General features: G+C 45.4%; 22 protein-coding genes. 19 read left to right on the top strand and 3 right to left on the bottom strand.

What is annotated here, in order from left to right; translation table 11 throughout:
• Window positions 1-209 precede the first annotated feature (209 nt).
• Window positions 210-1,388: a 2-octaprenyl-3-methyl-6-methoxy-1,4-benzoquinol hydroxylase gene (locus tag R7P35_RS16330; RefSeq protein WP_042521239.1), complete on the bottom strand. Its 1,179-nt coding sequence runs from the start codon at window positions 1,386-1,388 to the stop codon at window positions 210-212.
• A 257-nt stretch (window positions 1,389-1,645) separates the two neighbouring features.
• Between R7P35_RS16330 and miaB the strand changes: the two genes are divergently transcribed.
• The 5 genes from miaB to lnt all read left to right on the top strand — a co-directional run bounded on the left by miaB (window position 1,646) and on the right by lnt (window position 7,263).
• Window positions 1,646-3,070 carry a tRNA (N6-isopentenyl adenosine(37)-C2)-methylthiotransferase MiaB gene (gene miaB, locus R7P35_RS16325; RefSeq protein ID WP_005373038.1) on the top strand — a complete coding sequence of 475 codons (1,425 nt, stop codon included), beginning with the start codon at window positions 1,646-1,648 and terminating at the stop codon, window positions 3,068-3,070.
• Between the two features lie 73 nt (window positions 3,071-3,143).
• Complete coding sequence (locus tag R7P35_RS16320) at window positions 3,144-4,241, top strand: PhoH family protein (RefSeq protein ID WP_005373033.1); 1,098 nt, start codon at window positions 3,144-3,146, stop codon at window positions 4,239-4,241.
• A 2-nt stretch (window positions 4,242-4,243) separates the two neighbouring features.
• A complete protein-coding gene (gene ybeY / locus R7P35_RS16315) occupies window positions 4,244-4,708 on the top strand; it encodes an rRNA maturation RNase YbeY (protein WP_005373030.1) in 465 nt (154 codons plus the stop codon).
• A gap of 105 nt (window positions 4,709-4,813) precedes the next feature.
• Complete coding sequence (gene corC / locus R7P35_RS16310) at window positions 4,814-5,713, top strand: CNNM family magnesium/cobalt transport protein CorC (RefSeq protein ID WP_005384118.1); 900 nt, start codon at window positions 4,814-4,816, stop codon at window positions 5,711-5,713.
• A gap of 32 nt (window positions 5,714-5,745) precedes the next feature.
• Window positions 5,746-7,263, top strand: a complete 1,518-nt coding sequence (gene lnt / locus R7P35_RS16305; RefSeq protein ID WP_042521236.1) for an apolipoprotein N-acyltransferase — start codon at window positions 5,746-5,748, stop codon at window positions 7,261-7,263.
• A gap of 84 nt (window positions 7,264-7,347) precedes the next feature.
• Here the strand turns inward: lnt and R7P35_RS16300 are convergent, their stop codons facing one another.
• Complete coding sequence (locus R7P35_RS16300; protein WP_005373024.1) at window positions 7,348-7,818, bottom strand: zinc ribbon-containing protein; 471 nt, start codon at window positions 7,816-7,818, stop codon at window positions 7,348-7,350.
• Between the two features lie 153 nt (window positions 7,819-7,971).
• On the opposite strand from R7P35_RS16300, the gene leuS reads away from it, so the two are divergent.
• The 12 genes from leuS to lipA all read left to right on the top strand — a co-directional run bounded on the left by leuS (window position 7,972) and on the right by lipA (window position 20,505).
• Window positions 7,972-10,545: a leucine--tRNA ligase gene (leuS, locus tag R7P35_RS16295; RefSeq protein ID WP_005384121.1), complete on the top strand. Its 2,574-nt coding sequence runs from the start codon at window positions 7,972-7,974 to the stop codon at window positions 10,543-10,545.
• Window positions 10,546-10,697: 152 nt separating this feature from the next.
• Window positions 10,698-11,237 carry an LPS assembly lipoprotein LptE gene (gene lptE, locus R7P35_RS16290; RefSeq protein ID WP_005384122.1) on the top strand — a complete coding sequence of 180 codons (540 nt, stop codon included), beginning with the start codon at window positions 10,698-10,700 and terminating at the stop codon, window positions 11,235-11,237.
• A 5-nt stretch (window positions 11,238-11,242) separates the two neighbouring features.
• Window positions 11,243-12,262, top strand: a complete 1,020-nt coding sequence (holA, locus tag R7P35_RS16285) for a DNA polymerase III subunit delta (RefSeq protein ID WP_042521234.1) — start codon at window positions 11,243-11,245, stop codon at window positions 12,260-12,262.
• 88 nt (window positions 12,263-12,350) lie between these two features.
• Complete coding sequence (gene rsfS, locus R7P35_RS16280; RefSeq protein ID WP_005373015.1) at window positions 12,351-12,668, top strand: ribosome silencing factor; 318 nt, start codon at window positions 12,351-12,353, stop codon at window positions 12,666-12,668.
• A 4-nt stretch (window positions 12,669-12,672) separates the two neighbouring features.
• A complete protein-coding gene (gene rlmH / locus R7P35_RS16275) occupies window positions 12,673-13,143 on the top strand; it encodes a 23S rRNA (pseudouridine(1915)-N(3))-methyltransferase RlmH (protein ID WP_017821762.1) in 471 nt (156 codons plus the stop codon).
• A 29-nt stretch (window positions 13,144-13,172) separates the two neighbouring features.
• Window positions 13,173-15,089 (top strand): penicillin-binding protein 2, encoded by a 1,917-nt coding sequence (gene mrdA, locus R7P35_RS16270; protein WP_042521231.1) that lies wholly within the window; start codon window positions 13,173-13,175, stop codon window positions 15,087-15,089.
• Complete coding sequence (rodA, locus tag R7P35_RS16265; protein ID WP_005384128.1) at window positions 15,089-16,210, top strand: rod shape-determining protein RodA; 1,122 nt, start codon at window positions 15,089-15,091, stop codon at window positions 16,208-16,210. Before mrdA ends, rodA begins: the two co-directional genes overlap by 1 nt.
• 2 nt (window positions 16,211-16,212) lie before the next feature.
• Complete coding sequence (locus R7P35_RS16260) at window positions 16,213-17,016, top strand: septal ring lytic transglycosylase RlpA family protein (RefSeq protein ID WP_017635670.1); 804 nt, start codon at window positions 16,213-16,215, stop codon at window positions 17,014-17,016.
• Window positions 17,017-17,107: 91 nt separating this feature from the next.
• The gene (locus R7P35_RS16255; protein ID WP_042521229.1) at window positions 17,108-18,286 is read left to right on the top strand and encodes a serine hydrolase; all 1,179 of its coding nucleotides are present in this window, start codon (window positions 17,108-17,110) and stop codon (window positions 18,284-18,286) included.
• 139 nt (window positions 18,287-18,425) lie between these two features.
• Entirely contained in the window at window positions 18,426-18,704 is a 279-nt protein-coding gene (gene ybeD, locus R7P35_RS16250) for a DUF493 family protein YbeD (protein WP_005384135.1), read from the top strand.
• 176 nt (window positions 18,705-18,880) lie between these two features.
• Window positions 18,881-19,543: a lipoyl(octanoyl) transferase LipB gene (gene lipB, locus R7P35_RS16245; RefSeq protein ID WP_005384137.1), complete on the top strand. Its 663-nt coding sequence runs from the start codon at window positions 18,881-18,883 to the stop codon at window positions 19,541-19,543.
• Complete coding sequence (gene lipA / locus R7P35_RS16240) at window positions 19,540-20,505, top strand: lipoyl synthase (protein WP_005391329.1); 966 nt, start codon at window positions 19,540-19,542, stop codon at window positions 20,503-20,505. Before lipB ends, lipA begins: the two co-directional genes overlap by 4 nt.
• A 461-nt stretch (window positions 20,506-20,966) precedes the next feature.
• On the opposite strand, the gene glyA is transcribed toward lipA, so the two are convergent.
• Window positions 20,967-22,217, bottom strand: a complete 1,251-nt coding sequence (gene glyA, locus R7P35_RS16235) for a serine hydroxymethyltransferase (protein ID WP_005381985.1) — start codon at window positions 22,215-22,217, stop codon at window positions 20,967-20,969.
• A 347-nt stretch (window positions 22,218-22,564) separates the two neighbouring features.
• Here glyA and R7P35_RS16230 point away from each other — a divergent pair, with 347 nt between their 5' ends.
• Together R7P35_RS16230 and R7P35_RS16225 are read left to right on the top strand one after the other, a co-directional pair.
• The gene (locus R7P35_RS16230) at window positions 22,565-23,167 is read left to right on the top strand and encodes a YitT family protein (protein WP_017635671.1); all 603 of its coding nucleotides are present in this window, start codon (window positions 22,565-22,567) and stop codon (window positions 23,165-23,167) included.
• A 90-nt stretch (window positions 23,168-23,257) separates the two neighbouring features.
• Window positions 23,258-24,778 carry a transcriptional regulator gene (locus R7P35_RS16225; RefSeq protein ID WP_203345951.1) on the top strand — a complete coding sequence of 507 codons (1,521 nt, stop codon included), beginning with the start codon at window positions 23,258-23,260 and terminating at the stop codon, window positions 24,776-24,778.
• The last annotated feature ends 55 nt before the right edge of the window (window positions 24,779-24,833 follow it).

The raw sequence follows: 24,833 nt of genomic DNA, 5'->3' as shown, positions 1-24,833 counted from the left end.
GAATTGGTAGACGCACCAGATTTAGGTTCTGGCGCCGCAAGGTGTGAGAGTTCAAGTCTCTCCTTCCGCACCATTATCGGAAAACCCAGCATGACTTTGCTGGGTTTTTTCTTTTTTTTGGTTCTGGACTCGGGAAATCATTAGATTTGCCGAATTAAAAAAGCGAGCTCATGGCTCGCTTTTTTTCTATCTGTGATTTGAGTAGCTTACTACATACCTAACGCGTATTTCAGTACTTGAGCCTTAATTGGCCCTGAGTTTTCAGCAAGCTTCAATGCAGCATTACGTACGAACTTCAATGGCCCAAGATCGTTGCTAAAACCTTTATAGAAAAAGTCCATGCCCGTCTGCATGAGTAAGTTGTCAGGTCGACGTGCGCGTTCGTATTTCGCGAGTAAGGTATCTTCCAGCTTTTCTTGTTGTTCTGTTACCGAAAGGAGAACGTCTACATCTTTGAAGCCTAAGTTTACCCCTTGCCCTGCAAGCGGGTTGATCGTATGGGCAGAGTCACCCACTAACACGCAATTTTTGCTTGAGTAGCTTTGCGCATGACGACGAGTGAGTGGGAATGAGCCAAACTGTAAAACTTCAATATCGCCCAATTCAGCAGGGAAATGACGTAAGGTTTCTTCCCTTAGTTGAGGCTTACCCATCGCACACAGTTGTTTAATGCGTTTTGGCGAGTCATACCAAACCAACGAACCTTGGCCTACTTCTTGACCGTCTTCATTAGTCAAAGAGCACAAAGGTAAAAATGAACGCGGGCCTGAAGGAGTAAATTGTTGCCAAGTGATATCTTGCTGTGGCAATTCTGTTTTCACATTAATCAACATGCAGTGTTGTCGGTAATCCCACGCAGTTACACCAATTCCAGCCAATTGACGAACTTTAGAGTTTGCACCATCAGCACCAATCACCCAGTTAGCTTCAAACTGCGCCCCACTTTCTAGTGTCACAAGATTTACATCTGCAAACTCAATGGCTTTTAATCGCTCAGGGCACATCACGGTTAGATTTTCATACTGAGAGAAGACTTGCCAAAGACCTAATTGGATTAGGCGATTTTCAACGATGTAACCTAGCTGATCCAATGACAATTCATCAGAGTGAAAACGAGTACGGCACTCTGGGTGCTCCCAAGTTTCTAACCGCCGATAAGGACAAACTCGCATGCTCTTGATCTCTGACCATGCTCCGAGTGAATCAAGTAACTCCACCGACTGGTGCGAGATTGCAGATACACGAATATCCATCGCCTGAGCGGCATCAAAAACTTTAGGTTTTGTACCTTCAACCAAGACAACGCTTCTGCCCTGCTTGGCAAATCCAACAGCGACGGCTGCCCCAACCATACCGCCACCGATCACGGCGATGTCATACTTGTTCATTTTTCACTCTTCATCGTGCTGATTAATTGGCGTTTTTTATTGTACTTTCCATGGCTATTTTTACAAAATTGTTTAACAAAAAACCTTGTTCTGCATAGGGCGAAAAACTAGATTTCATCAGGCTTTGCAGAGAATTAGCTAGATCACTAGTCAGGTGCTTTTTAAAGCAGTACAATACGCCGCTTACCGCCGTGATGGCGGCTATAATTTGAGCAATAGCTCTCCGATTTAAGTACAACTGAACGAGCGAAAGTGAGATGAGTAAGAAACTGCTAATTAAAACCTGGGGCTGCCAGATGAACGAATACGATTCATCAAAAATGGCCGACCTGCTTAATGCTGCAAACGGCTACGAGCTGACGGAAGAGCCAGAGGAAGCAGACGTACTTCTACTTAACACCTGTTCGATCCGTGAAAAAGCGCAAGAGAAAGTTTTCCACCAGCTAGGCCGCTGGAAAACACTAAAAGATAAAAAACCTGGCGTAGTTATCGGTGTAGGTGGTTGTGTAGCAACGCAAGAAGGTGACCATATTCGTGAACGTGCACCATACGTTGACGTTATTTTTGGCCCACAAACTTTGCACCGCCTACCTGAGATGATCAAACAATCTCAGTCCGATGATGCACCAGTTATGGACATTTCGTTCCCAGAGATCGAAAAATTCGACCGCCTACCTGAACCTCGCGCTGAAGGTGCGACAGCATTCGTTTCTATTATGGAAGGCTGCTCTAAGTACTGTACTTACTGTGTCGTACCGTACACTCGTGGTGAAGAAGTAAGCCGTCCAATGGATGACGTACTGTTCGAAATCGCCCAACTTGCTGAACAAGGCGTACGTGAAGTAAACCTTCTGGGTCAAAACGTAAACGCGTACCGTGGTCCTATGCACGATGGTGAGATCTGTTCATTTGCAGAACTGCTTCGTTTGGTTGCGTCTATCGATGGTATCGACCGTATCCGTTTCACGACGAGCCACCCGTTAGAATTCACAGACGACATCATCGCAGTATACGAAGATACGCCAGAACTTGTGAGCTTCCTGCACTTACCTGTGCAAAGTGGTAGTGACCGTATCCTAACGATGATGAAACGCCCTCACACCGCTATCGAATACAAATCGATCATCCGTAAACTGCGTAAAGCTCGTCCTGATATCCAAATCAGTTCAGACTTTATTGTTGGTTTCCCTGGTGAGACAGACAAAGACTTCCAAGACACCATGAAGCTAATCAAAGATGTAGACTTTGACATGAGCTTCAGCTTTATTTTCTCTCCACGTCCAGGTACGCCAGCAGCGGATTACCCTTGTGATGTGTCAGAACAAGTGAAGAAAGAGCGCCTTTACGAACTACAGCAAACTATCAATGCTCAAGCGATGCGTTACTCTCGCTTAATGCTTGGCACAGAACAACGTGTTCTAGTTGAAGGTCCTTCGAAGAAAAACCTAATGGAACTACGCGCTCGTACAGAAAACAACCGTGTAGTAAACTTTGAAGGTAGTGCAGACCTAATTGGTCAGTTCGTTGATGTGAAGATCGTAGACGTATTTGCAAACTCACTGCGTGGTGAGCTAGTACGTACTGAAAAAGACATGGATCTTCGTAGTGTGATTTCCCCAACGCAGATGATGGCGAAAACACGTCGCGAAGATGAGCTGGGTGTAGCTACTTTTACGCCGTAAGCTCGTATAAATAGCCATAGAGAGCCTGGTCGTTATCAGGCTCTCACTAAGTGGCAAAAAATGAGAGGCAACATTGAGCAATAAAATCGTAACTCTAGAAATTAACCTAGAACCTTCAGACAACCGCCGACTAGCTAGCCTGTGCGGCCCATTCGATGACAACATCAAGCATTTAGAACGTCGTCTAGGCGTTGAAATTAACCACCGTAGTGACCACTTTACGATTGTCGGTAAACCTCATACCGCATCAGCTGCGCTGGATATCCTGAAAACTCTATATGTTGATACCGCACCTGTACGAGGTGAGATCCCAGATATTGAGCCTGAGCAAATCCATCTAGCGATCAAAGAGTCTGGTGTTCTTGAGCAGAATACTGAGTCTAACATCGAGCATGGTAAAGAAGTCTTCGTCAAAACCAAGAAAGGTGTGATCAAACCACGTACGCCAAACCAAGCGCAGTACTTGGTTAACATGGTCACGCATGATATTTCTTTTGGTATTGGCCCGGCTGGTACAGGTAAAACCTACCTTGCTGTAGCAGCAGCTGTTGACGCACTAGAGCGCCAAGAGATCCGTCGTATTCTACTTACTCGTCCAGCGGTTGAAGCTGGTGAGAAATTGGGCTTCCTGCCTGGTGATTTAAGCCAGAAAGTCGACCCATACCTACGTCCGCTATACGACGCCCTATTTGAAATGCTGGGCTTTGAGCGCGTAGAGAAGCTGATTGAACGTAACGTGATTGAGGTCGCCCCTCTTGCTTACATGCGTGGTCGTACTCTAAACGACGCCTTCATCATTCTTGATGAGAGTCAGAACACCACTGTTGAGCAGATGAAGATGTTCCTAACACGTATTGGTTTTAACTCTCGCGCGGTTATCACTGGTGATGTCACGCAGATTGACTTACCTCGTGGTGCGAAATCGGGTCTTCGTCATGCTATTGAAGTACTAAGCGAAGTCGACGACATCAGCTTTAACTTCTTCTTAGCCGACGACGTTGTACGTCACCCTGTGGTTGCTCGTATCGTTAACGCGTACGAGAAGTGGGAAGCACAAGACCAGAAAGAGCGTAAAGAGTTCGAGAAACGCCGTCGTGAAGAACGCGATGCGAAGTTACTAGAAGCAGCAAAAGCCGAACTGAATGCACAAGTTGCTTCAACTAAGGAATAATCATGGCGATTGAACTTGATCTGCAACTGGCAGTCGAAAATGAAGAAGGTCTGCCTTCGCAGCAAGATTTCCAATTGTGGCTAGATAAGACAATTCCTCTCTTCCAGCCACAAGCCGAAGTCACCATTCGTATTGTTGATGAACAAGAAAGTCATACGCTCAACCATGAGTATCGCGGCAAAGATAAACCAACTAATGTGTTGTCGTTTCCATTTGAAGCACCTCCTGGTATGGAAATAGATTTACTTGGTGATTTGATTATTTGCCGCCAAGTTGTTGAAAAAGAGGCGGTTGAACAGAGCAAGCCTCTGCTAGCACATTGGGCGCATATGGTTGTACATGGCAGCTTGCATCTGCTAGGTTATGATCATATAGAGGATGACGAAGCCGAAGAGATGGAGTCCCTCGAAACCGAAATCATGCAAGGTATGGGTTATGAAGATCCTTACATTGCTGAAAAAGAGTAGCTATTGGCCACTCGACAGGGAAAGGCGAACCACCTAAATGACTCTCGTGTTCGCCTCTCTATGTGTGCTATCACACTTCTGATAGCGTTACTTAATTGAGAAACAATGAACGAAGATAATTCTCCCTCTTCTAACGAAGATAAGAAAGAAAAGGCAGAAGGTCCGAGTAGAAAGTCCTTCTTTGAACGTCTAGGTCAACTATTTCAGGGCGAACCAAAAGATCGCCAAGAGCTTGTGGATGTTATCCGCGACTCTGAAGTTAACGACCTGATTGACCATGACACTCGCGATATGCTTGAAGGTGTTATGGAAATCTCCGAAATGCGTGTGCGTGACATTATGATCCCGCGTTCGCAAATGGTTACAGTTGAGCGTACTCACGACCTTGATACCTTGGTTGCTTTGATTACCGATGCTCAACACTCTCGCTACCCTGTGATCAGCGAAGATAAAGACCATGTGGAAGGCATACTTCTAGCGAAGGACTTACTTAAATACTTAGGCTCAGGCAGTAATCCATTTGATATCGAAGAAGTCATTCGACCAGCGGTTGTGGTACCGGAAAGTAAACGCGTTGATCGACTGCTGAAAGAATTCCGTGAAGAACGTTATCATATGGCCATTGTTGTCGATGAATTCGGTGGTGTTTCTGGTCTTGTGACCATTGAAGATATCCTTGAGGAAATCGTCGGGGATATTGAAGATGAATTCGATGAAAGTGAAGAGACGGACATTCGTAAGCTGAGCAAGCATACGTTTGCTGTCAGAGCGCTGACAACCATCGAAGAGTTTAATGAGACATTCGGAACCAACTTCAGCGATGAGGAAGTTGATACCGTTGGTGGTATGGTCATGACTGCCTTTGGTCACTTACCTTCTCGTGGTGAACTGGTTGAAATTGAAGGTTACAACTTCAAAGTCACCGCTGCCGATAACCGTCGTGTCATTCAACTCCAAGTGACGATCCCAGACGAAGAAACCCTGGTTGAAGCCACTCAAGAGTAACGCGATACCCATTGGGAATCTCAGAAATTACAATGATGAATGAACTCTTTCATCGCCTTAAGCGGCCCTTAGTGGCCGCTTTTGTTGGCGCCTCTACTACACTCGCTTTCGCTCCTTACAAGCTGTGGCCTATTGCCATTCTTAGCCCAGCAATTCTACTGATTCTTCTTGCCAACCAAACTCCGAAACGCGCACTATGGATTGGTTATGCTTGGGGGTTAGGTCAATTTGCAACTGGCGTTAGCTGGGTTTACGTCAGTATCTCCGGTTTTGGCGGTATGCCGCTCATTGCCAATTTATTTTTAATGGGCTTGCTTGTTGCCTACTTGGCTGTTTATTCAGGCTTATTTGCTTGGCTCAACAACAAGCTGTTTCCTCAATTTACGCTCACAAAAGCACTTCTCGCTGCACCTGCTTTATGGCTGATCAGTGATTGGTTACGTGGTTGGGTGATGACTGGCTTCCCTTGGTTATGGCTAGGCTATAGCCAGATAGATGCTCCACTCGCAAGCTTTGCACCAGTTGGCGGCGTAGAACTGCTTACTCTATTTATCCTTATCAGCGCAGGGGCGTTAGCCTATGCATGGATTCATAAGCAGTGGCTGATGGTGATTATCCCTGCGGTGCTACTCAGTACTGGCTTTGGGATTCGCAACTACGATTGGGTAACACCCCGACCAGAAGACACGACTAAGCTCGCGCTGATTCAAGGTAACGTAGACCAAAACCTAAAGTGGCTACCAAGTCAACGCTGGCCAACCATCATGAAGTACGCTGACTTAACTCGTGAAAACTGGGATGCTGACATTATCGTTTGGCCAGAAGCAGCAATTCCCGCTTTTGAAATTGAAGTGCCTTCATTTTTGAGCAATATCGACAGCGCTGCAAAAATGAATAACAGCGCAATCATCACCGGTGTCGTCAACCAAGCTGAAGATCGACAGTTCTACAACAGTATTCTGTCCCTCGGCATCACACCATACGGTGACTACAGCTTCGATTTAAGCGAACGTTACCATAAGCATCACCTACTACCGTTTGGTGAGTTTGTACCATTTGAAGATATTTTGCGCCCATTAGCGCCATTCTTTAACCTACCGATGTCGTCGTTTAGCCGTGGGGCTTTTGTGCAGCCAAACATCGTTGCGAATGGCATGCACATGGCACCAGCGCTTTGCTATGAGATCATCTTTAATGAGCAAGTGCGTCAAAATGTGACTGACGAAACAGACTTCATTCTAACGCTTTCAAATGATGCATGGTTTGGTCACTCTATCGGTCCTCTTCAGCATATGGAGATCGCCCGTATGCGTGCCTTAGAGTTAGGTAAACCGCTCATCCGCTCGACTAACAACGGATTAACAGCGGTAACCGATCACAAAGGTAAAATCGTTGAGCAAGTACCGCAGTTTGAAACTGCAGTACTGCGCGCAGAGCTCACCCCAACCAATGGACAAACGCCATATCGAATCGTTGGTACTTGGCCATTGTATATTTGGGTTGGGTTAAGTTTAGCGCTGGCGCTCGGCTTAAGAAGAAAACAGAGCTGATAACAGCTTGAAAGTAGAAAAGACAAAAAAGAGGCGACTAAGCCTCTTTTTTATTCATAGCATTATACTGTCGTTACGCGCCATTTATGGCTTTAATGACTGACGAGTAAAGCCTTTGTGACCACATTTAATACACGGAATGATTACAGTTGGGTGGTTATACGTTGTCTTGTGACCACATTCATCACAGACTAAAGTGCCTAAGCCTATCACCTCTCCTGCTTCATATAGCCCTTGATGCTCTAAGTCATCGAACAACTCAACCCACTCAACTTTAGTTCGGTCAGTAATCTCTAACAGCCCTTGCCATATCGAGTCCGCAATCGTTAAGTAAAACGGGCCGCTTTTGCTATCCTCGTAACTCTCTGAAAACTCTTTTAAGTCTGCTTTAAGGTACGCTTTGATTAAAGCCAATTCATCTTTGGTCAAGTCATTAGCAGCATCCACCACTTTGCCCGACGTCTCAATCGCTTTGTTAACTTCTTCCGGACTGTGCTTCAAGGTTTCAATCACATCCTCGAGCATTTCCTCATAACCTGTTTTACGTTTAGGCATAACTGACCTCCATCTTTCTCCTACCTGCGTCACTTAAGGGCGCATGGGTACAGATTGGCTATTGTTGTGATCCCTAGCTTTAGGTATTCTATGACGATCTATTTAAGTCTGTTCTAACCGAACTCACAAATTCCAAGATAACGGATACCATCGATGCAAGAACAATACAACCCACAAGATATTGAACAAAAAGTTCAAAAGCACTGGGATGACAACAAAACCTTTGTTGTAAGTGAAGACCCAAATAAAGAAAAATTCTACTGTCTGTCCATGTTCCCATACCCAAGTGGTCGACTGCACATGGGTCACGTGCGCAACTACACTATCGGTGATGTAGTATCTCGTTTCCAACGCCTACAAGGCAAAAACGTGATGCAACCAATCGGTTGGGACGCATTCGGTCTACCTGCAGAAAACGCAGCAGTAAAAAACAAAACTGCGCCAGCACCTTGGACTTACGAAAACATCGAATACATGAAGAACCAACTTAAGCTTCTAGGCTTTGGTTACGATTGGAACCGTGAATTCGCAACATGTACACCGGAGTACTACCGCTGGGAACAAGAGTTCTTCACTAAACTTTACGAGAAAGGTTTAGTTTACAAAAAGACTTCTTCTGTTAACTGGTGTCCTAACGACCAAACTGTTCTTGCAAACGAGCAGGTTGAAGACGGTTGTTGCTGGCGTTGTGATACGCCTGTAGAGCAAAAAGAAATCCCTCAATGGTTCATCAAAATCACTGAATACGCTCAAGAGCTACTAGACGACCTAGATAAGCTTGAAGGTTGGCCTGAAATGGTAAAAACCATGCAGCGCAACTGGATTGGTCGTTCTGAAGGTGTTGAACTGAAGTTTGAAGTTAAGGGGCAACAAGACCTAGAAGTTTACACAACACGTCCAGATACGCTAATGGGTGTGACTTACGTGGGTATCGCAGCTGGTCACCCTCTTGCAGCTCTTGCAGCAGAGAACAATCCAGAGCTTGCAGCGTTTATCGACGAATGTAAGAACAACAAGGTTGCAGAAGCTGAGCTAGCGACAATGGAGAAGAAAGGTATGGCGACTGGCCTTACTGCTATTCATCCATTGAACGGCCGCGAAGTACCAGTATACGTAGCAAACTTCGTACTGATGGACTACGGTACAGGCGCGGTAATGGCTGTACCTGCGCACGACCAACGTGACTACGAGTTCGCAACGAAGTACGGTCTAGACATCGTGCCAGTTATCAAGCCTGCTGATGGCAGCGAGCTAGACATCTCTGAAGCAGCATACACTGAGAAAGGTGTACTGTTCGATTCAGGTGAATTCGATGGCCTAGAATTCCAAGCGGCATTCGACGCAATCGCAGCGAAGCTAGAAGCAGAGGGCAAAGGCACTAAGACTGTAAACTTCCGTCTACGCGACTGGGGTGTATCTCGTCAACGTTACTGGGGCGCACCAATCCCAATGGTAACGACTGAAGACGGTGAAGTTCACCCAGTACCTGCTGACCAACTACCAGTGATTCTTCCAGAAGACGTGGTAATGGACGGCGTCACTAGCCCAATCAAAGCAGACAAAGAGTGGGCGAAGACAACCTTTAACGGCGAACCTGCTCTACGTGAGACAGATACGTTCGATACGTTCATGGAATCTTCTTGGTACTACGCGCGTTACTGTTCACCACAAGCGGACGACATCCTAGACCCAGAAAAAGCAAACTACTGGCTACCAGTAGATCAATACATCGGTGGTATCGAGCACGCTTGTATGCACCTACTGTACTCACGCTTCTTCCACAAACTACTGCGCGATGCGGGTTACGTAACTTCTGACGAACCGTTCAAGCAACTACTGTGTCAAGGCATGGTACTGGCTGATGCGTTCTACTTCGAGAACGAGAAAGGTGGTAAAGAGTGGGTAGCTCCAACAGACGTAGCCGTTGAACGTGATGGTAAAGGCCGCATTACTTCTGCTAAAGACACTGAAGGTCGTGATGTAACGCACTCAGGCATGATCAAGATGTCTAAGTCTAAGAACAACGGTATCGACCCTCAAGAAATGGTAGACAAGTACGGCGCTGACACAGTACGCCTATTCATGATGTTCGCGTCTCCAGCGGACATGACACTTGAATGGCAAGAGTCTGGCGTAGAAGGTGCGAACCGCTTCCTAAAACGTGTTTGGAAGCTAGTTAAAGAGCACACAGCGAAAGGCGCAGCAGAAGCAGTAGATACCTCAGCGCTTTCTGGTGATCAAAAAGCACTTCGCCGCGACGTTCACAAGACTATCGCGAAAGTGACGGACGATATCGCTCGTCGTCAAACATTCAACACCGCGATCGCTGCGATCATGGAGCTGATGAACAAACTAGCGAAAGCGCCTCAAGAATCTGCGCAAGATCGTGCAATCCTTGACGAAGCACTGAAAGCTATTGTTGTCATGCTTTACCCTATCACTCCGCATATCTCATACGAGCTATGGGCAGCACTAGGTGAAACAGACATTGATAACGCGGCATGGCCGACGTTTGACGAAAAAGCGCTAGTTGAAGACGAAAAAACTATCGTTGTTCAAGTTAACGGTAAGCTACGTGCGAAGCTAACAGTCCCAGCTGATATCTCTAAAGACGATATCGAACAGCTTGGTCTAAACGACGAAAACGTGGTTAAGTTCACTGATGGCCTGACTATTCGTAAAGTTATTTACGTTCCAGGTAAACTGCTGAACATCGTTGCAAACTAATCGCAGCTGCCAATTTGTCTCTGTGTAGCGAACTTATTTGTTAACCAAGAGTCATTAAACAGGGTAGTTTTCTACCCTGTTTATTTACCTCAAACCATTCACATGAGTGGTTTAAGGTAAATAACCCCTTCAATTTAGGATGAATACAATCAATGCGCTTTTTCTCTTTGATTAAACTACCAGTGGTATTGGTATTAGCGGGGCTTCTTTCTGCCTGTGGTTTTCACCTTCGCGGCGAGTATTCCGTACCGGAAGAGCTGCACACTATGTCTTTCTCCAGCTACGATGAATACAGTGAATTAACTCGCTATGTTCGCTCTCAACTCGAACTGAACAAAGTTGAACTTGTTCAACCATCATCGACGGTACCCAACCTTCATTTGACGGAAGCGACAATCGATGAGCGTACACTATCGCTTTATCAAAATAGCCGTGCAGCAGAAAAAGAGCTGACATACGTAGTAAAATACCGTGTGACAATTCCTGGCTATGGTTCTAAAAACTTTACGACAACAGTAAACCGCAACTACCTAGACAACCCGTTGACCGCACTTGCAAAATCTGTTGAGCGTGACGTAATTGAAGACGAGATGCGCTTGCAAGCTGCAAAACAGATGATGCGCCAGTTGGGCCGTATTCGTGCCGAATATGAAGCAGGACAAATCTCTGAGCCAGCGAACAAAAACTCTTAGTCACTATGCGAATTTATGCCGATAAGCTAACGGATCATTTAACTAAACAAGTTAAACAGGTTTACTTAATCTTTGGTAATGAGCCGTTACTGATTCAAGAAAGCCGCCAAGCAATCCAAAAGGCAGCGTTTCAGCAAGGTTTTGAGGAAAAACACCGTTTTGCGGTGGATGCTAGCATCGACTGGAACCAAGTTTACGACTGTTTCCAAGCGATGAGCCTGTTTTCAAACCGTCAATTGATTGAGCTTGAAATTCCAGAGAGTGGCGTGACAACCGCCGTCAGCAAAGAGCTGCAAACACTGTGTGATATGCTTCATGATGACATCATGCTCGTCATTGTTGGTAGCAAACTGACCAAAGCCCAAGAAAATGCGAAATGGTTCAAAGCATTAAGCTCAAAAGGCGATTGGGTAAGCTGTTTGTCGCCAGACCTTCAACGCCTACCTATGTTCATTCAGACACGTTGCCGCACATTGGGACTAAAACCCGATCAGCAATCACTGCAAATGTTGGCTCAATGGCATGAAGGTAACCTATTTGCATTGACACAAAGCTTAGAGAAATTGGCCCTACTCTACCCGGATGGTGAGCTGACCATCATACGTTTAGAAGAAGCCCTAAGTCGCCATAATCACTTTACTACCTTTAACTGGATCGACGCCTTACTGGCAGGTAAAGCAAACCGTGCACAACGTATTCTTCGCCAACTTGAGGCGGAAGGGGTTGAGACCGTGATCTTGATTCGAAGTGTACAAAAAGAGTTGAGCCAACTTTTAAATATGCATCAAGACTTAACTCAAATGGGAATGAACCAGGTATTTGAGAAATATCGAGTTTGGCAAAACAAGCGTCCACTCTATAACGCAGCACTGGCCCGCTTATCAGCGAGTCGTATTTGTGCATTGCTCTCCTTGTTGGCTCAAGCCGAGATAAAAGCCAAAACTCAGTATGACGAGTCTGTATGGCCAACTATTCATCAGTTGAGCTTAGAAACCTGCTCTCCTGATATTAAGCTGGCAATTTAAAAATCAAAGCGTGATATAGTGCGCGACCTGTTTTGCAAGCAAGAATGTAAAACACTGTAGAGATAAGAGACAAACCGAGGAAAACCGAGTGCTTCGCGAAGAACTGAAAGACTTTTTAGCTGATAAAGCCGACGACATGAAAGCGGAAGACATTATCGTCCTAAATGTGGAAGATAAATCAAGCGTGACAGATTACATGATCATCTGTACTGGTACATCCAAACGCCACGTTTCATCCATCGCTGACCATGTTGCAACAGAGGTGAAAAAAGCCGGTCTTGAGCCACTAGGAATGGAAGGTGAAAACGAAGGTGAATGGGTAGTTCTAGATATGGGCGACGCCATGCTTCACGTGATGCAAGAAGAGCACCGCGAACTCTACCAGCTAGAAAAACTCTGGGGTTAATCTTTTGAAAATTCAACTAATTGCTGTTGGCACAAAAATGCCAAAATGGGTTGAGGAAGGCTTTCAAGAATATCGTCGCCGTTTCCCGCATGATATGCCGTTGGAGTTGATTGAAATCTCTGCTGGCAAGCGTGGTAAGAATGCCGATATCGCTCGCATCCTGCAAAAAGAAGGGGAAGCGATGCTCGCGGCGGTACCAAAAGGCAACCGTATCGTCACGTTAGATATCCCTGGTAAAAAATGGGACACTCCTCAACTCGCTGAGCAGTTAGAAGCTTGGAAATTAGATGGCCGTGATGTATCAATATTAATCGGCGGTCCCGAAGGACTCGCTCCTGCATGCAAAGCTGCAGCAGACCAAAGCTGGTCATTATCTGCCTTAACGCTACCCCACCCTCTAGTGCGTATCGTAATGGCAGAAAGCTTATACCGAGCGTGGAGCATCACCGCTAACCACCCTTATCATCGCGAATAATCGTTGTTTAACTTTAGAGCCAAGCGTTAATGATTCGTAAACGCCGCAGTCAAATCCGAGATTATCAAGCCGAAGCGCGTCTGTTTGCCAGCCGCGCTATTGTTGCTTTTATCGGCATTGTTGTCTTGATGGGAGCTCTGGTTGCCAACATGTACAACATTCAGGTGAACCAGTTTCAAGACTATCAAACCCGCTCGAACGATAACCGCATCAAAGTAGTGCCTATCGCGCCTAACCGAGGTCTAATTTATGACCGAAATGGCGTTTTACTGGCAGAGAACCGTCCCGTCTTTAACTTAGAACTAACCCCAGAAAAAATTAAAGACATTGATGCAACCATCCAAGAATTACAAACTATTCTGGAAATTACACCAGACCAGATTGAACGTTTCCACCACGAGCGTAAACGGACTCGTCGATTTAAATCGGTCCCACTGCTTACCCAACTGAACGAAAAACAAGTAGCGGTATTCTCCGTCAATCAATACCGCTTTCCGGGTGTGGAAATAAGTGCGACCTTAAAGCGCTACTACCCTTTCAGCGAAGTCTTAACCCACGTGATTGGGTATGTTTCTCGAATCAATGATCGCGACATGCAGCGCCTGATCCGAGAAGAAAAAGACGCAAACTATCAAGCCACTCGCGACATTGGTAAGCTGGGTATTGAAAAATACTACGAAGACCTCTTACACGGTACGGCCGGATATCAAGAAGTCGAGGTAAACAGCCGCGGCCGAGTAATTCGTACGTTAAAGTACGTTCCACCTGTACCCGGAAAAGACATCGTTTTAAACCTTGATATCAACTTGCAGTTGTACGTACACCAATTGTTGGACGGCCGCCGAGGCAGTGCTGTAGTAATCGATCCTAGAGACAACGGCGTACTGGCTATGGTTTCGAGCCCTAGCTACGATCCTAACTCGTTCGTGCACGGAATCTCAGGTAAAGACTATCGCGCCCTTTTGAACGATAAAAACCGTCCTTTGGTCAACCGCACTACACTTGGCATTTACCCTCCTGCCTCTACCATCAAACCATTTATGGCGGTAGCCGCGTTGCAAGAAGGTGTCGTCACACCTAACACTACACGAAATGATCCTGGTTATTGGCGCATACCAAACTCTAACACACGTCCGTTCCGGGACTGGTTGCGTTGGGGACACGGACGCGTCGATATCATTAAGTCGATCGAAGAGTCTGTTGATACCTTCTACTATCAAATCGCTTATGACATGGGTATTGACCGTATTTCGAATTGGATGATGATGTTCGGTTTTGGTGATTACACTGGCATTGATATCTACGAAGAAAGTAAGGCGAATATGCCGACTCGTGACTGGAAAATGTCTCGCCATAAAACCCCATGGTATAAAGGTGATACGATCCCTGTGGGTATCGGCCAAGGATATTGGACAGCAACACCAATGCAAATCGCCAAAGCAACCTCCGTATTAGTAAACGAGGGAGAAGTGATCGCACCTCACTTGCTCAAAGCGACGATAGAAAATGGTAACGACTTCGAAGAGCAAAAAACGACAGAATACGTGACTTACCCACCAATCAAGAATGTGCCTAAAAAGTACTGGGATATGGCGAAAGAAGGCATGCGTCGGGTAAACCATGGCACGCGCGGAACAGCTCGCCGCTCATTCTACAAAATGAATTATGAAACAGCGGGTAAATCAGGTACTGCACAGGTCTTCGGTCTGGGTGAAAACGAAGAGTACAACGCCGATGAGATCGCCGAGCACTTACGTGACCATGCGTTATTTACTGGCTTTGCACCATTTGATGATCCTAAAGTGGTCGTCACTGTAGTACTAGAAAATGCCGGTGGTGGTTCTAGTAACGGTGCCCCAGTAGTAAGGAAAATTTTTGACCGAGTCGTTCTTGGTCCAGAAGAAATTGAGCCTGAAAACAATGCGAAGAAAGAGGTAAAACAGTAATGAAGATGGATCCCTCTACAGGTAAAAATCGCGCCCTGTTTGAACGCTTCCATATCGACTTACCACTCCTACTTGGCATACTGGCCCTGATGGGGTTTGGCCTGGTGATCATGTACAGCGCCAGTGGCCAAAGTTTACTGATGATGGATCGCCAAGCCATGCGAATGGTGCTTTCACTCGTTGTGATGCTCGTCCTTGCACAGCTTTCTCCACGAACTTACGAAAGCTTGGCACCTTTGATGTTCGTTGGTGGCGTTATACTGCTTTTCGGCGTGCTGTTTTTCGGTGAAGCATCGAAAGGCGCGCAGCGTTGGCTTAACCTCGGTTTTGTGCGCTTTCAACCGTCAGAGCTATTGAAGCTCGCGGTGCCATTAATGGTGGCTCGCTATGTTGGTAGACAGCCCCTCCCACCAACGCTAAGAACACTCATTGTTGCACTGATTATGGTCTGCTTACCAACCATTCTCATTGCAAAACAGCCTGACTTAGGTACCTCAATCCTGATCGCGGCTTCCGGTATTTTTGTTATCTTCCTCGCAGGCATTAGCTGGAAAATAATTGCTGGTGCTGCGATTGCATTAGGTGGTTTCATTCCAATTCTGTGGTTTTTCTTGATGCGAGAGTATCAAAAAGTGCGAGTTCGTACTCTATTTAACCCGGAGTCTGATCCGCTAGGAGCGGGCTACCACATTATTCAGAGTAAAATTGCGATTGGCTCCGGCGGTATTTCCGGCAAAGGTTGGTTGCAAGGTACGCAGTCACAACTAGAATTTCTTCCTGAACGACACACTGACTTTATCTTTGCAGTAATTGCTGAAGAATGGGGTATGATTGGCTTCCTTTGCCTTTTAGCCATCTATCTATTTATTATTGGACGAGGTTTATATCTCGCCAGCCAAGCGCAAACCGCATTTGGACGAATGATGGCAGGCAGTATTGTACTCAGCTTCTTCGTGTATATTTTTGTAAATATTGGCATGGTAAGTGGCATCCTACCTGTAGTAGGTGTACCGTTGCCACTCATCAGTTATGGCGGCACATCAATGGTAACCTTGATGGCTGGTTTTGGTATTCTGATGTCGATTCATACGCACCGAAAAGCATTCTCTAAGGCGACCTAGACATGCAAAAACGCGCTTTATATTCCTTGGTTTTCTCTGCTCTTATTTTGGCAGGCTGTTCATCAACTAGCCAAAAAGAACAAGAAGGCCGTTACGAACTCGAATCCGATGTTGCACCGGATACACCGCTTTCAGTCGAACACATCGAGGATGCGCATCCTAAATATGAACCGTACAGCCTAGGTGGGAACAAAGATTACCACTTGCGTGGCAAAGACTACAAAATAGTTCGCAATGCGAAAGGCTTTAAAGAAAAAGGCCGAGCATCTTGGTATGGGAAAAAATTCCAAGGTCATTTGACTTCTAATGGCGAAATCTATGACATGTACTCAATGACGGCAGCGCATAAAACGCTACCGTTACCAAGTTACGTAAAAGTTACCAATACTGACAACGGCAAAACCACCATAGTACGAGTTAATGACCGAGGTCCTTTTCACGATGGCCGTATCATTGATTTAAGCTATGCCGCCGCGCACAAGTTAGATGTCATAAAAACAGGCACCGCGAACGTGGAAATTGAAGTGATCAGTATCAATCAGCCCACGGATAAAAAGTCATTAGAAGCGCACCCTAGGTACGTTATTCAAGTGGCATCATCAAAAAATGAAGAACGCGCGCGAACTTTAGGTACCGAGCTTGGTCAAAAATTGGATACAGAAACTTTCCTAGAGAGTGCGAAAGAGTCTTATCGCTTGTTGTTAGGGCCATTTACTGACTATTCCCTGACGCAAGCCACATTAGATAAAGTAAAGTTGCTCGGCTATTCGTCTGCATTTATTAAAAAACACAACACTGCCAAATGACCTCGTGTCATGAATTTCTCTTTGATCCCCCTCTTACATAACTAGGGATTCTGATAAGATGTCTGCAGTTAACCCAAAAATTTGAATTACCATGAATAAAAATAAGTTTGTGAAATCTATTCTCGTTTCTTCGGTTGCCCTTTCTGCAACTTTCGCTCAATCTGCTCTTGCATCACCTATCGTTGTTCCAGATGCCCCTCAAATCGCGGCGAAGGGCTACGTGCTGATGGATTACCATTCAGGTAAAGTACTAGCAGAGAAAGAGATGAACACAAAATTGTCTCCAGCTAGTCTGACTAAGATGATGACCAGCTATGTAATCGGCCAAGAGCTAGCGCGTGGTAATATCTCAGAAGATGATGATGTCACCATCAGTAAAAATGCGTGGGCGAAAAACTTCCCTGATTCATCAAAGATGTTCATTGAAGTAGGCACAACAGTTAAAGTACGTGACCTGAACCGAGGTATCATCGTCCAGTCAGGTAACGATGCCTGTGTTGCGATGGCAGAACATATTGCAGGTTCAGAAGATGCATTTGTTGACCTAATGAACGCTTGGGCCAACACATTGGGTATGACTAACTCGCACTTTGCCAACGTTCATGGCTTAGATAACGCAGAATTGTACTCAACACCATACGACATGGCACTGCTAGGTAAAGCACTTATCCGTGACGTACCAAATGAGTACCGAGTGTACTCAGAGAAGAAATTTACTTACAACGGCATCACCCAATACAACCGTAACGGTCTACTTTGGGATAAGAGCATGAACGTTGACGGCATCAAAACGGGTCACACAAGTAATGCGGGTTACAGCCTAGTAAGTTCAGCAACTGAAGGTCAAATGCGCTTGGTTGCGGTCGTTATGGGTACTAAAGATGCCAATGCTCGTAAGTCAGAAAGCAAAAAGCTGCTAAGCTACGGCTTCCGTTTCTTCGAAACAGTGGCACCGCACAAAGCAGGTGAAACGTTCGTAGAAGAAAAAGTGTGGATGGGTAACAAAGACACCGTAGCACTGGGTCTTGACCAAGATACTTACGTAACACTACCGCGTGGTGAAGCGAAAAACCTAAAAGCAAGCTTCGTCCTTGAAAAAGAGCTAGAAGCCCCAATTAATAAAGGTGATGTAGTTGGTAAGCTATACTATCAGATCGATGGTGAAGATATTGCCGAGTACCCACTAATGGCACTAGAAACCGTAGATCAAGGTAGTCTATTTAGCCGCATGTGGGATTACATCGTATTGTTATTCAAGAGCTTCTTCTAAAAAGAACATTAGAGTAGCAAACTTATTCGCAAAGCCGCCTGAATGGGCGGCTTTTTAAGTTTGAGCTCCTCGTCTTGAGTTCCCCCTAATTTGACTGTACTATTTCGCACCGCAACGAATATCTACTGGAGTTATCGATATGCTAACCATCAACTCTGATGCAAAATTAAAAGACCTGCTTGAGTTCCCTTGTTCATTTACTTACAAGGTAATGGGTCATGCAAAGCCTGAACTTCCAGAGCTTGTTCTTGAAGTTATTCAGCGCCATGCTCCAGGTGACTACAGCCCGACCGTTAAACCAAGTGCTAAGGGCAACTACCACTCTGTGTCAATCAACATTACTGCAACCTCTATCGAGCAGGTTGAGACACTGTACAAAGAGTTAGGTGAAATTGACATCGTACGCATGGTTCTATAATTTTTTGATATATTAAATTTTTTTTGAAAGCAGCCTTGGCTGCTTTCTTTTTATTTATCAAAGAGATAACGAGGCTTTACATCGCTTTCAGTTAAAAATCTGTTACGCAGCGGTAGAGCATCAGGGTTATCCGGTTTATAATCCAAAAACTTTATATATTAGCAACAGGAATTCCCATGCAACACCAACTTGTTGTAAAACGACTTGGCCGCCAAGACTATGAGCCTGTATGGAAGGCGATGCATGAGTTCACCGACCAACGCACAGAAGAAACCCGTGATGAAGTCTGGTTGGTAGAACATAACCCAGTATTTACGCAAGGACAGGCAGGTAAAGCTGAGCACTTGATTAACACTGGCGATATTCCTGTTGTACAAAGTGATCGCGGAGGCCAGGTTACGTATCATGGCCCTGGTCAGTTGGTCGCCTACTTCTTGATCAACCTACGCCGTAAAAAATTAGGTGTACGAGATCTCGTTACCACAATCGAGAACCTCGTGATCAACACGCTAAAAGCATACAATATTGACTCAGCCGCGCGACCTGACGCACCAGGTGTCTACGTTGCCGGTAAGAAAATATGCTCTCTCGGTTTACGCATTCGTAAAGGATGCTCGTTTCATGGTTTAGCCTTGAACGTAAATATGGATTTAACACCGTTTCTGCGTATTAACCCTTGTGGTTATGAAGGTATGGAAATGGTTCAGGTCAGCCAATTTGGCGGCCCAGACAATGTAGAAGCCGTAGAAAAACAATTAATAGAAGAACTCGTTACTTTGCTCGATTATGAGCAAGTAGAATTCAGCACAGAAGCACCTTCTCAAGGTAATAAAGCATGAGCAAACCAATCCAGATGGAAAAAGGCGTTAAATATCGTGACGCCGATAAAATGGCATTGATTCCCGTAAAGAACATGCCTACAGAGCAGAAAGAAGTGCTACGTAAGCCTGATTGGATGAAGATCAAGCTACCAGCCGACAGCCAACGAATTCAAGACATCAAAGCGGCGATGCGTAAGAATAAACTTCACTCCGTATGTGAAGAAGCATCTTGCCCGAACCTAGCGGAATGTTTTAACCACGGTACAGCAACCTTCATGATCTTAGGTGCTATTTGTACTCGTCGTTGTCCTTTCTGTGACGTTGCTCATGGCCGCCCATTACCACCGGAAGCAGAAGAGCCTCAAAAACTGGCGAAAACCATTGCCGATATGAAGCTGAAATACGTAGTAATCACTTCTGTTGACCGTGACGATCTGCGTGACGGCGGTGCACAACACTTTGCCGATTGTAACCGCGAGATCCGTGCGTTAAACCCGCATATTAAGATTGAAACACTGGTTCCTGACTTCCGTGGTCGCATGGATGTAGCGCTTGATCTAATGAAAGACAATCCGCCAGATGTCTTCAACCACAACTTAGAAACAGCGCCACGTCTTTACCGTAAAGCTCGCCCAGGTGCGAACTATAAATGGTCACTTGAGCTTCTTAAGAAGTTCAAAGAGCAGCATCCCGATGTACCGACCAAGTCTGGTTTGATGATGGGCCTTGGTGAAACCAAAGAAGAAATCATCGAAGTACTGAAAGATCTACGCGCACACGGCGTAACGATGCTGACTCTAGGCCAGTACCTAGCGCCAAGCCGTCACCACTTGCCAGTAGAACGTTACGTTCCGCCATCAGAGTTTGACGAGCTAAAAGAAGTTGCACTAGAACTTGGCTTCACGCATGCAGCGTGTGGTCCATTTGTGCGCTCTTCTTACCATGCCGATATGCAAGCTCAAGGTATCGAGATTAAATAAGCTCTCGCTTGTTTTGAAAAGCTTGTTTTGAAGAGAAAAGGTTGGCTCAGTGCCAACCTTTTTTGTATCTGGCAAATGATGATAAAAAGCCATTCTACCACCGTCATTCTGAACAGCGAGGTACGAACGTGATTCAGAATCTGTTTTCAGAATACTGAGGATTTTTAGGGAAACTCTGAGTAAAAGAGTGTGCCTCAACAAGATTCCTGATCTCGCCTCGGCTCGTCGGAATGACGTGGTTTGGATATATTGAAAAGGGACAGTGTTGGTAGCCATCCCCTTATCACACACTCTCGCTATATCTCATTCCAAACGCCAGACAAACAAAAAGGCCCTCAAATGAGGACCTTTAGTATATCAATGTTCAAAATAGACGAGTCGAGTTCTAGGAGAACACACGGAGTTTGCGCGAGCAAATGAGTATGTTCGACACCGAAATCGACTCACTCTATGAAAAGCAGTTAGGCATAAACCGGTAGACGCTTACAAATTTCTAGCACTTTCTGTTTTGTCGCTTCGATAACTTCTTCGTTGCCGATGTTATCTAGAACGTCACACATCCAGTTTGCTAGCTCTTTTGCATCTTCTTCAGTGAAGCCACGGCGAGTGATCGCTGGCGTACCTACACGAATACCAGACGTTACGAATGGGCTGCGTGGGTCATTTGGTACTGAGTTCTTGTTTACAGTGATGTTTGCTGCACCTAGTGCCGCGTCTGCGTCTTTACCAGTGATATCTTTGTCGATTAGGTCAACAAGGAACAAGTGGTTTTCTGTACCGTTAGATACGATTTTGTAGCCACGTTCTTGGAACTGACCAACCATTGCTTTTGCGTTTTTCACTACGCGAGCTTGATAAGCTTTGAACTCTGGCTCCATCGCTTCTTTGAACGCTACTGCTTTACCAGCGATAACGTGCATTAGAGGGCCACCTTGACCACCAGGGAACACTGCTGAGTTCAATTTCTTGTACATATCTTCGCCAGCATTTGACAAGATAAGACCACCGCGAGGACCTGCTAGTGTTTTGTGCGTCGTTGTTGTTACCACGTGAGCATGCGGTACTGGTGTTGGGTATTCACCGGCGGCGATAAGACCAGCTACGTGCGCCATATCAACAAATAAGTAAGCACCTGCTTTGTCAGCGATTTCACGCATGCGTTTCCAATCAACGATTTGCGAGTAAGCAGAGAAACCACCGATGATCATCTTAGGTTTGTGTTCAAGTGCTAGCTGTTCCATCTCGTCGTAGTTGATTTGACCAGCTTCATCGATACCGTAAGGGATAACGTTGTAGTGCTTACCCGAGAAGTTTACTGGTGAACCGTGAGTTAGGTGACCACCGTGCGCTAGGCTCATGCCTAAAACTGTATCGCCAGGGTTAAGAAGCGCCATGTAAACTGCGCTGTTTGCTTGAGAACCTGAGTGAGGCTGTACGTTAGCGTACTCACAACCAAATAGTTGGCATGCACGCTCAATTGCTAGTGCTTCAGCTTTATCTACGTACTCACAACCGCCGTAGTAACGCTTACCTGGGTAGCCTTCAGCGTATTTGTTCGTTAGCTGAGAACCTTGCGCTTCCATTACACGTGGGCTTGTGTAGTTTTCAGAAGCGATAAGTTCAATGTGTTCTTCCTGGCGAAGAGTTTCTTCCTGGATAGCTGCGAACAGTTCCGCATCGTAATCTGCGATGTTCATATCACGCTTAAGCATCTGTATCTCCTGACTCAGATTAGTACTGAAAGTTGCAAAAAAACTGTTGAATGACCCGACGCAAACGTTTTCGTCACCCTAATGGCGCGCATTCTACATAATTTGATTTAGGTCATAAAGAGAAATTTACAATTTTTCTCATGCAGTTTTTTCATGATGACAAGCAATGTTTATCATGCCAGCATTGCAATCGCATAACGACAATCTATTGCCTGTCAAATTTGTGCTTTACACCCTGTAAAACAGCAATTACATAGGTTTACCGTAAATTTTACCCTCTAGCTACCGAAAAGATCATCTTTTTACTACTATGCACGCCTTATTTATCACTAATGACTGCAACATTGATGGAAAAACACTCATTAAAAGAAGACTGGATAGCGATTCTCACGGGTACCTTTTTAGTAGCTCAAGGCGTTTTCTTTCTCCAATCCGCGAACCTTCTAACGGGAGGCACGACTGGATTGGCTCTGCTTATTAGCCAATTTACACCTTTTACCTTTGGTGTGCTGTACTTTTTAGCAAACAGTCCTTTTTACTTACTAGCATGGAAACGCTTCGGCCGTCATTTCGCCATTAATAGTGCCATTTCTGGCGCGTTGGTTTCTATCTTTGCCGATCATCTTTATTTGCTAATCTCGCTCGAATCGGTAAATGAAGTTTATTGCGCCGTCGCAGGCGGACTTTTAATGGGGCTTGGTATGCTGATCCTATTCCGACATCGCTCCAGCTTGGGTGGCTTTAACGTGCTGTGTTTGTTTATCCAAGACAAATTTGGCATTTCAGTTGGCAAAAGCCAAATGGCAATCGATGCATGTATCCTGTTTGCTTCATTCTTCTTTGTCACACCAGAAGTGATTGGCCTTTCAATTTTGGGGGCGTTTGCACTCAATCTCGTGTTAGCGATGAACCACAAACCGCACCGCTATTCCGTGACCTACGGTTCATAAATTTTTGATAATGATTGAAGCGCGATTTATAAGATTTCGCGCTCCAATCGCTATATAATACTTCGCGATTTCCAAATAGATCGGTACGGTATGCGCGACTTTCTGCAACAAGCTAAACAGACTCACAGTTGTATTGCGATTGGAGAGCTGATCTATAACCCGAAGACACAGACCCTTCATCAAGATGCTATCGCGATTGATCTTGAACCTCGCACCATTGAATTATTAGAACTGCTGTTAACAAGCGTTGGCCACCCACTCTCTGCTGACACCATTATTGAAACCATTTGGCAGAGCAAGTTCATCTCTAAGAATGTGCTCACGAACCGCATTAGCACCTTACGTGCCCTGCTACAGCAGTACTTACCCGAATACGATGCCGCTAAGCTCTTGGTCACTTACCCCCGCAAAGGCTACTTTCTTAACCCTGCCAATATTCGTTTAGTGCCACCAGCGAAAAACCATCGGCGCGTTATCTCAACCCAGGTGGCGAGTAATAAGAACTTCAAGCTGATTTTTGCTTACAGCTTATGTGCCATACTTGCGGTATGTAGCATGACACTCGCAAGCTTGTTATGGCAACGCCAAGAAATCTCAACACAACAAACACGTCATCAACTACTGATTCCCAAAGTCGAGCTACTACTCAACCGTGTCGATTCAATCGGCTCTCAGGCGCGAAAATACCGCATACTGGTCAAAGCCATCTTGCTGCAACAACAGGTCGAATATCCATACACCGACATCGCCAACCAAGATGCTCCCAGTTACTTTCTTGATCCTATCGGTCATACGCCATATTTCCCTGGCGCACGAAACATGCAGACCAGCGACTACGAGCTCAATATCGAGTTAAAAGACGGCACAAAACAGGGCATCTTGAAAGCGCAGATGAACCTTATTTATCCTGCGACGGGCAAGCTGGCGTTTCGCAATGAGTACACACTACGTTTATCTGCCTTACAATCGGATATTTTCCAAATGCACTCGGATGTCGCGCAATATTTCAATCTGCCTGCACCTTCGGCAAGTACGTGGCAGCTTTCGGATATTCACAAAAAAATGTTATTCGAGAATGCCTTTTCTAGCCAACCTCTCCGACAATCTGATGAGTTTGCGGCTATAACAACGGCAAGACATCTCGCCTTATACGAGCACGAACATCAAAAGCTGGAAGCGTATTTAACTCAAGTACAATCGTCGTTTGATGTTTTGCCAGATGAGCTGAGCCTCTGGTTAGGTCTATTGCATTTCAAATTAGGTAACTTAGACAGGGCAAAAGCTCTGTTAACGACACCAGATGGCGACTCACGTATCCAAAACGCACTGATTTATACCTTTGTGTCTCACATTGCTTACAAGCAGAACAAACTTGAACAGTTCCGTCTCAACTACATGGAATCACTGGTGGCGCTGCTGCGCGTTTTACCTTCCGAAACCTTGTTTGAGCGTCTTTCTCAATCTGAATCAAAAGAGACTTGCCTCCAACCGTGGAAAACGTTGCATGTTAGTGTGACCGATCAAGAAATCATAAGCCGATGGAAAGCGCTCATTAACGAGTATTGCACTAATGTGGCCAACGAAATAACCACCAATAAAACAAAGACCTAAATATAAAATTAAGCTTTCATTACCCCCTGTTATCTTTTGTTTTTTGCCCTTTTTC

This window comes from Vibrio sp. Vb0304 (genome assembly GCF_033338995.1).
Taxonomy (GTDB): Bacteria; Pseudomonadota; Gammaproteobacteria; order Enterobacterales; family Vibrionaceae; genus Vibrio; species Vibrio alginolyticus.
Note: the sequence above shows the minus strand (reverse complement) of the source record. Positions and strands in the feature narration are given on the sequence as shown.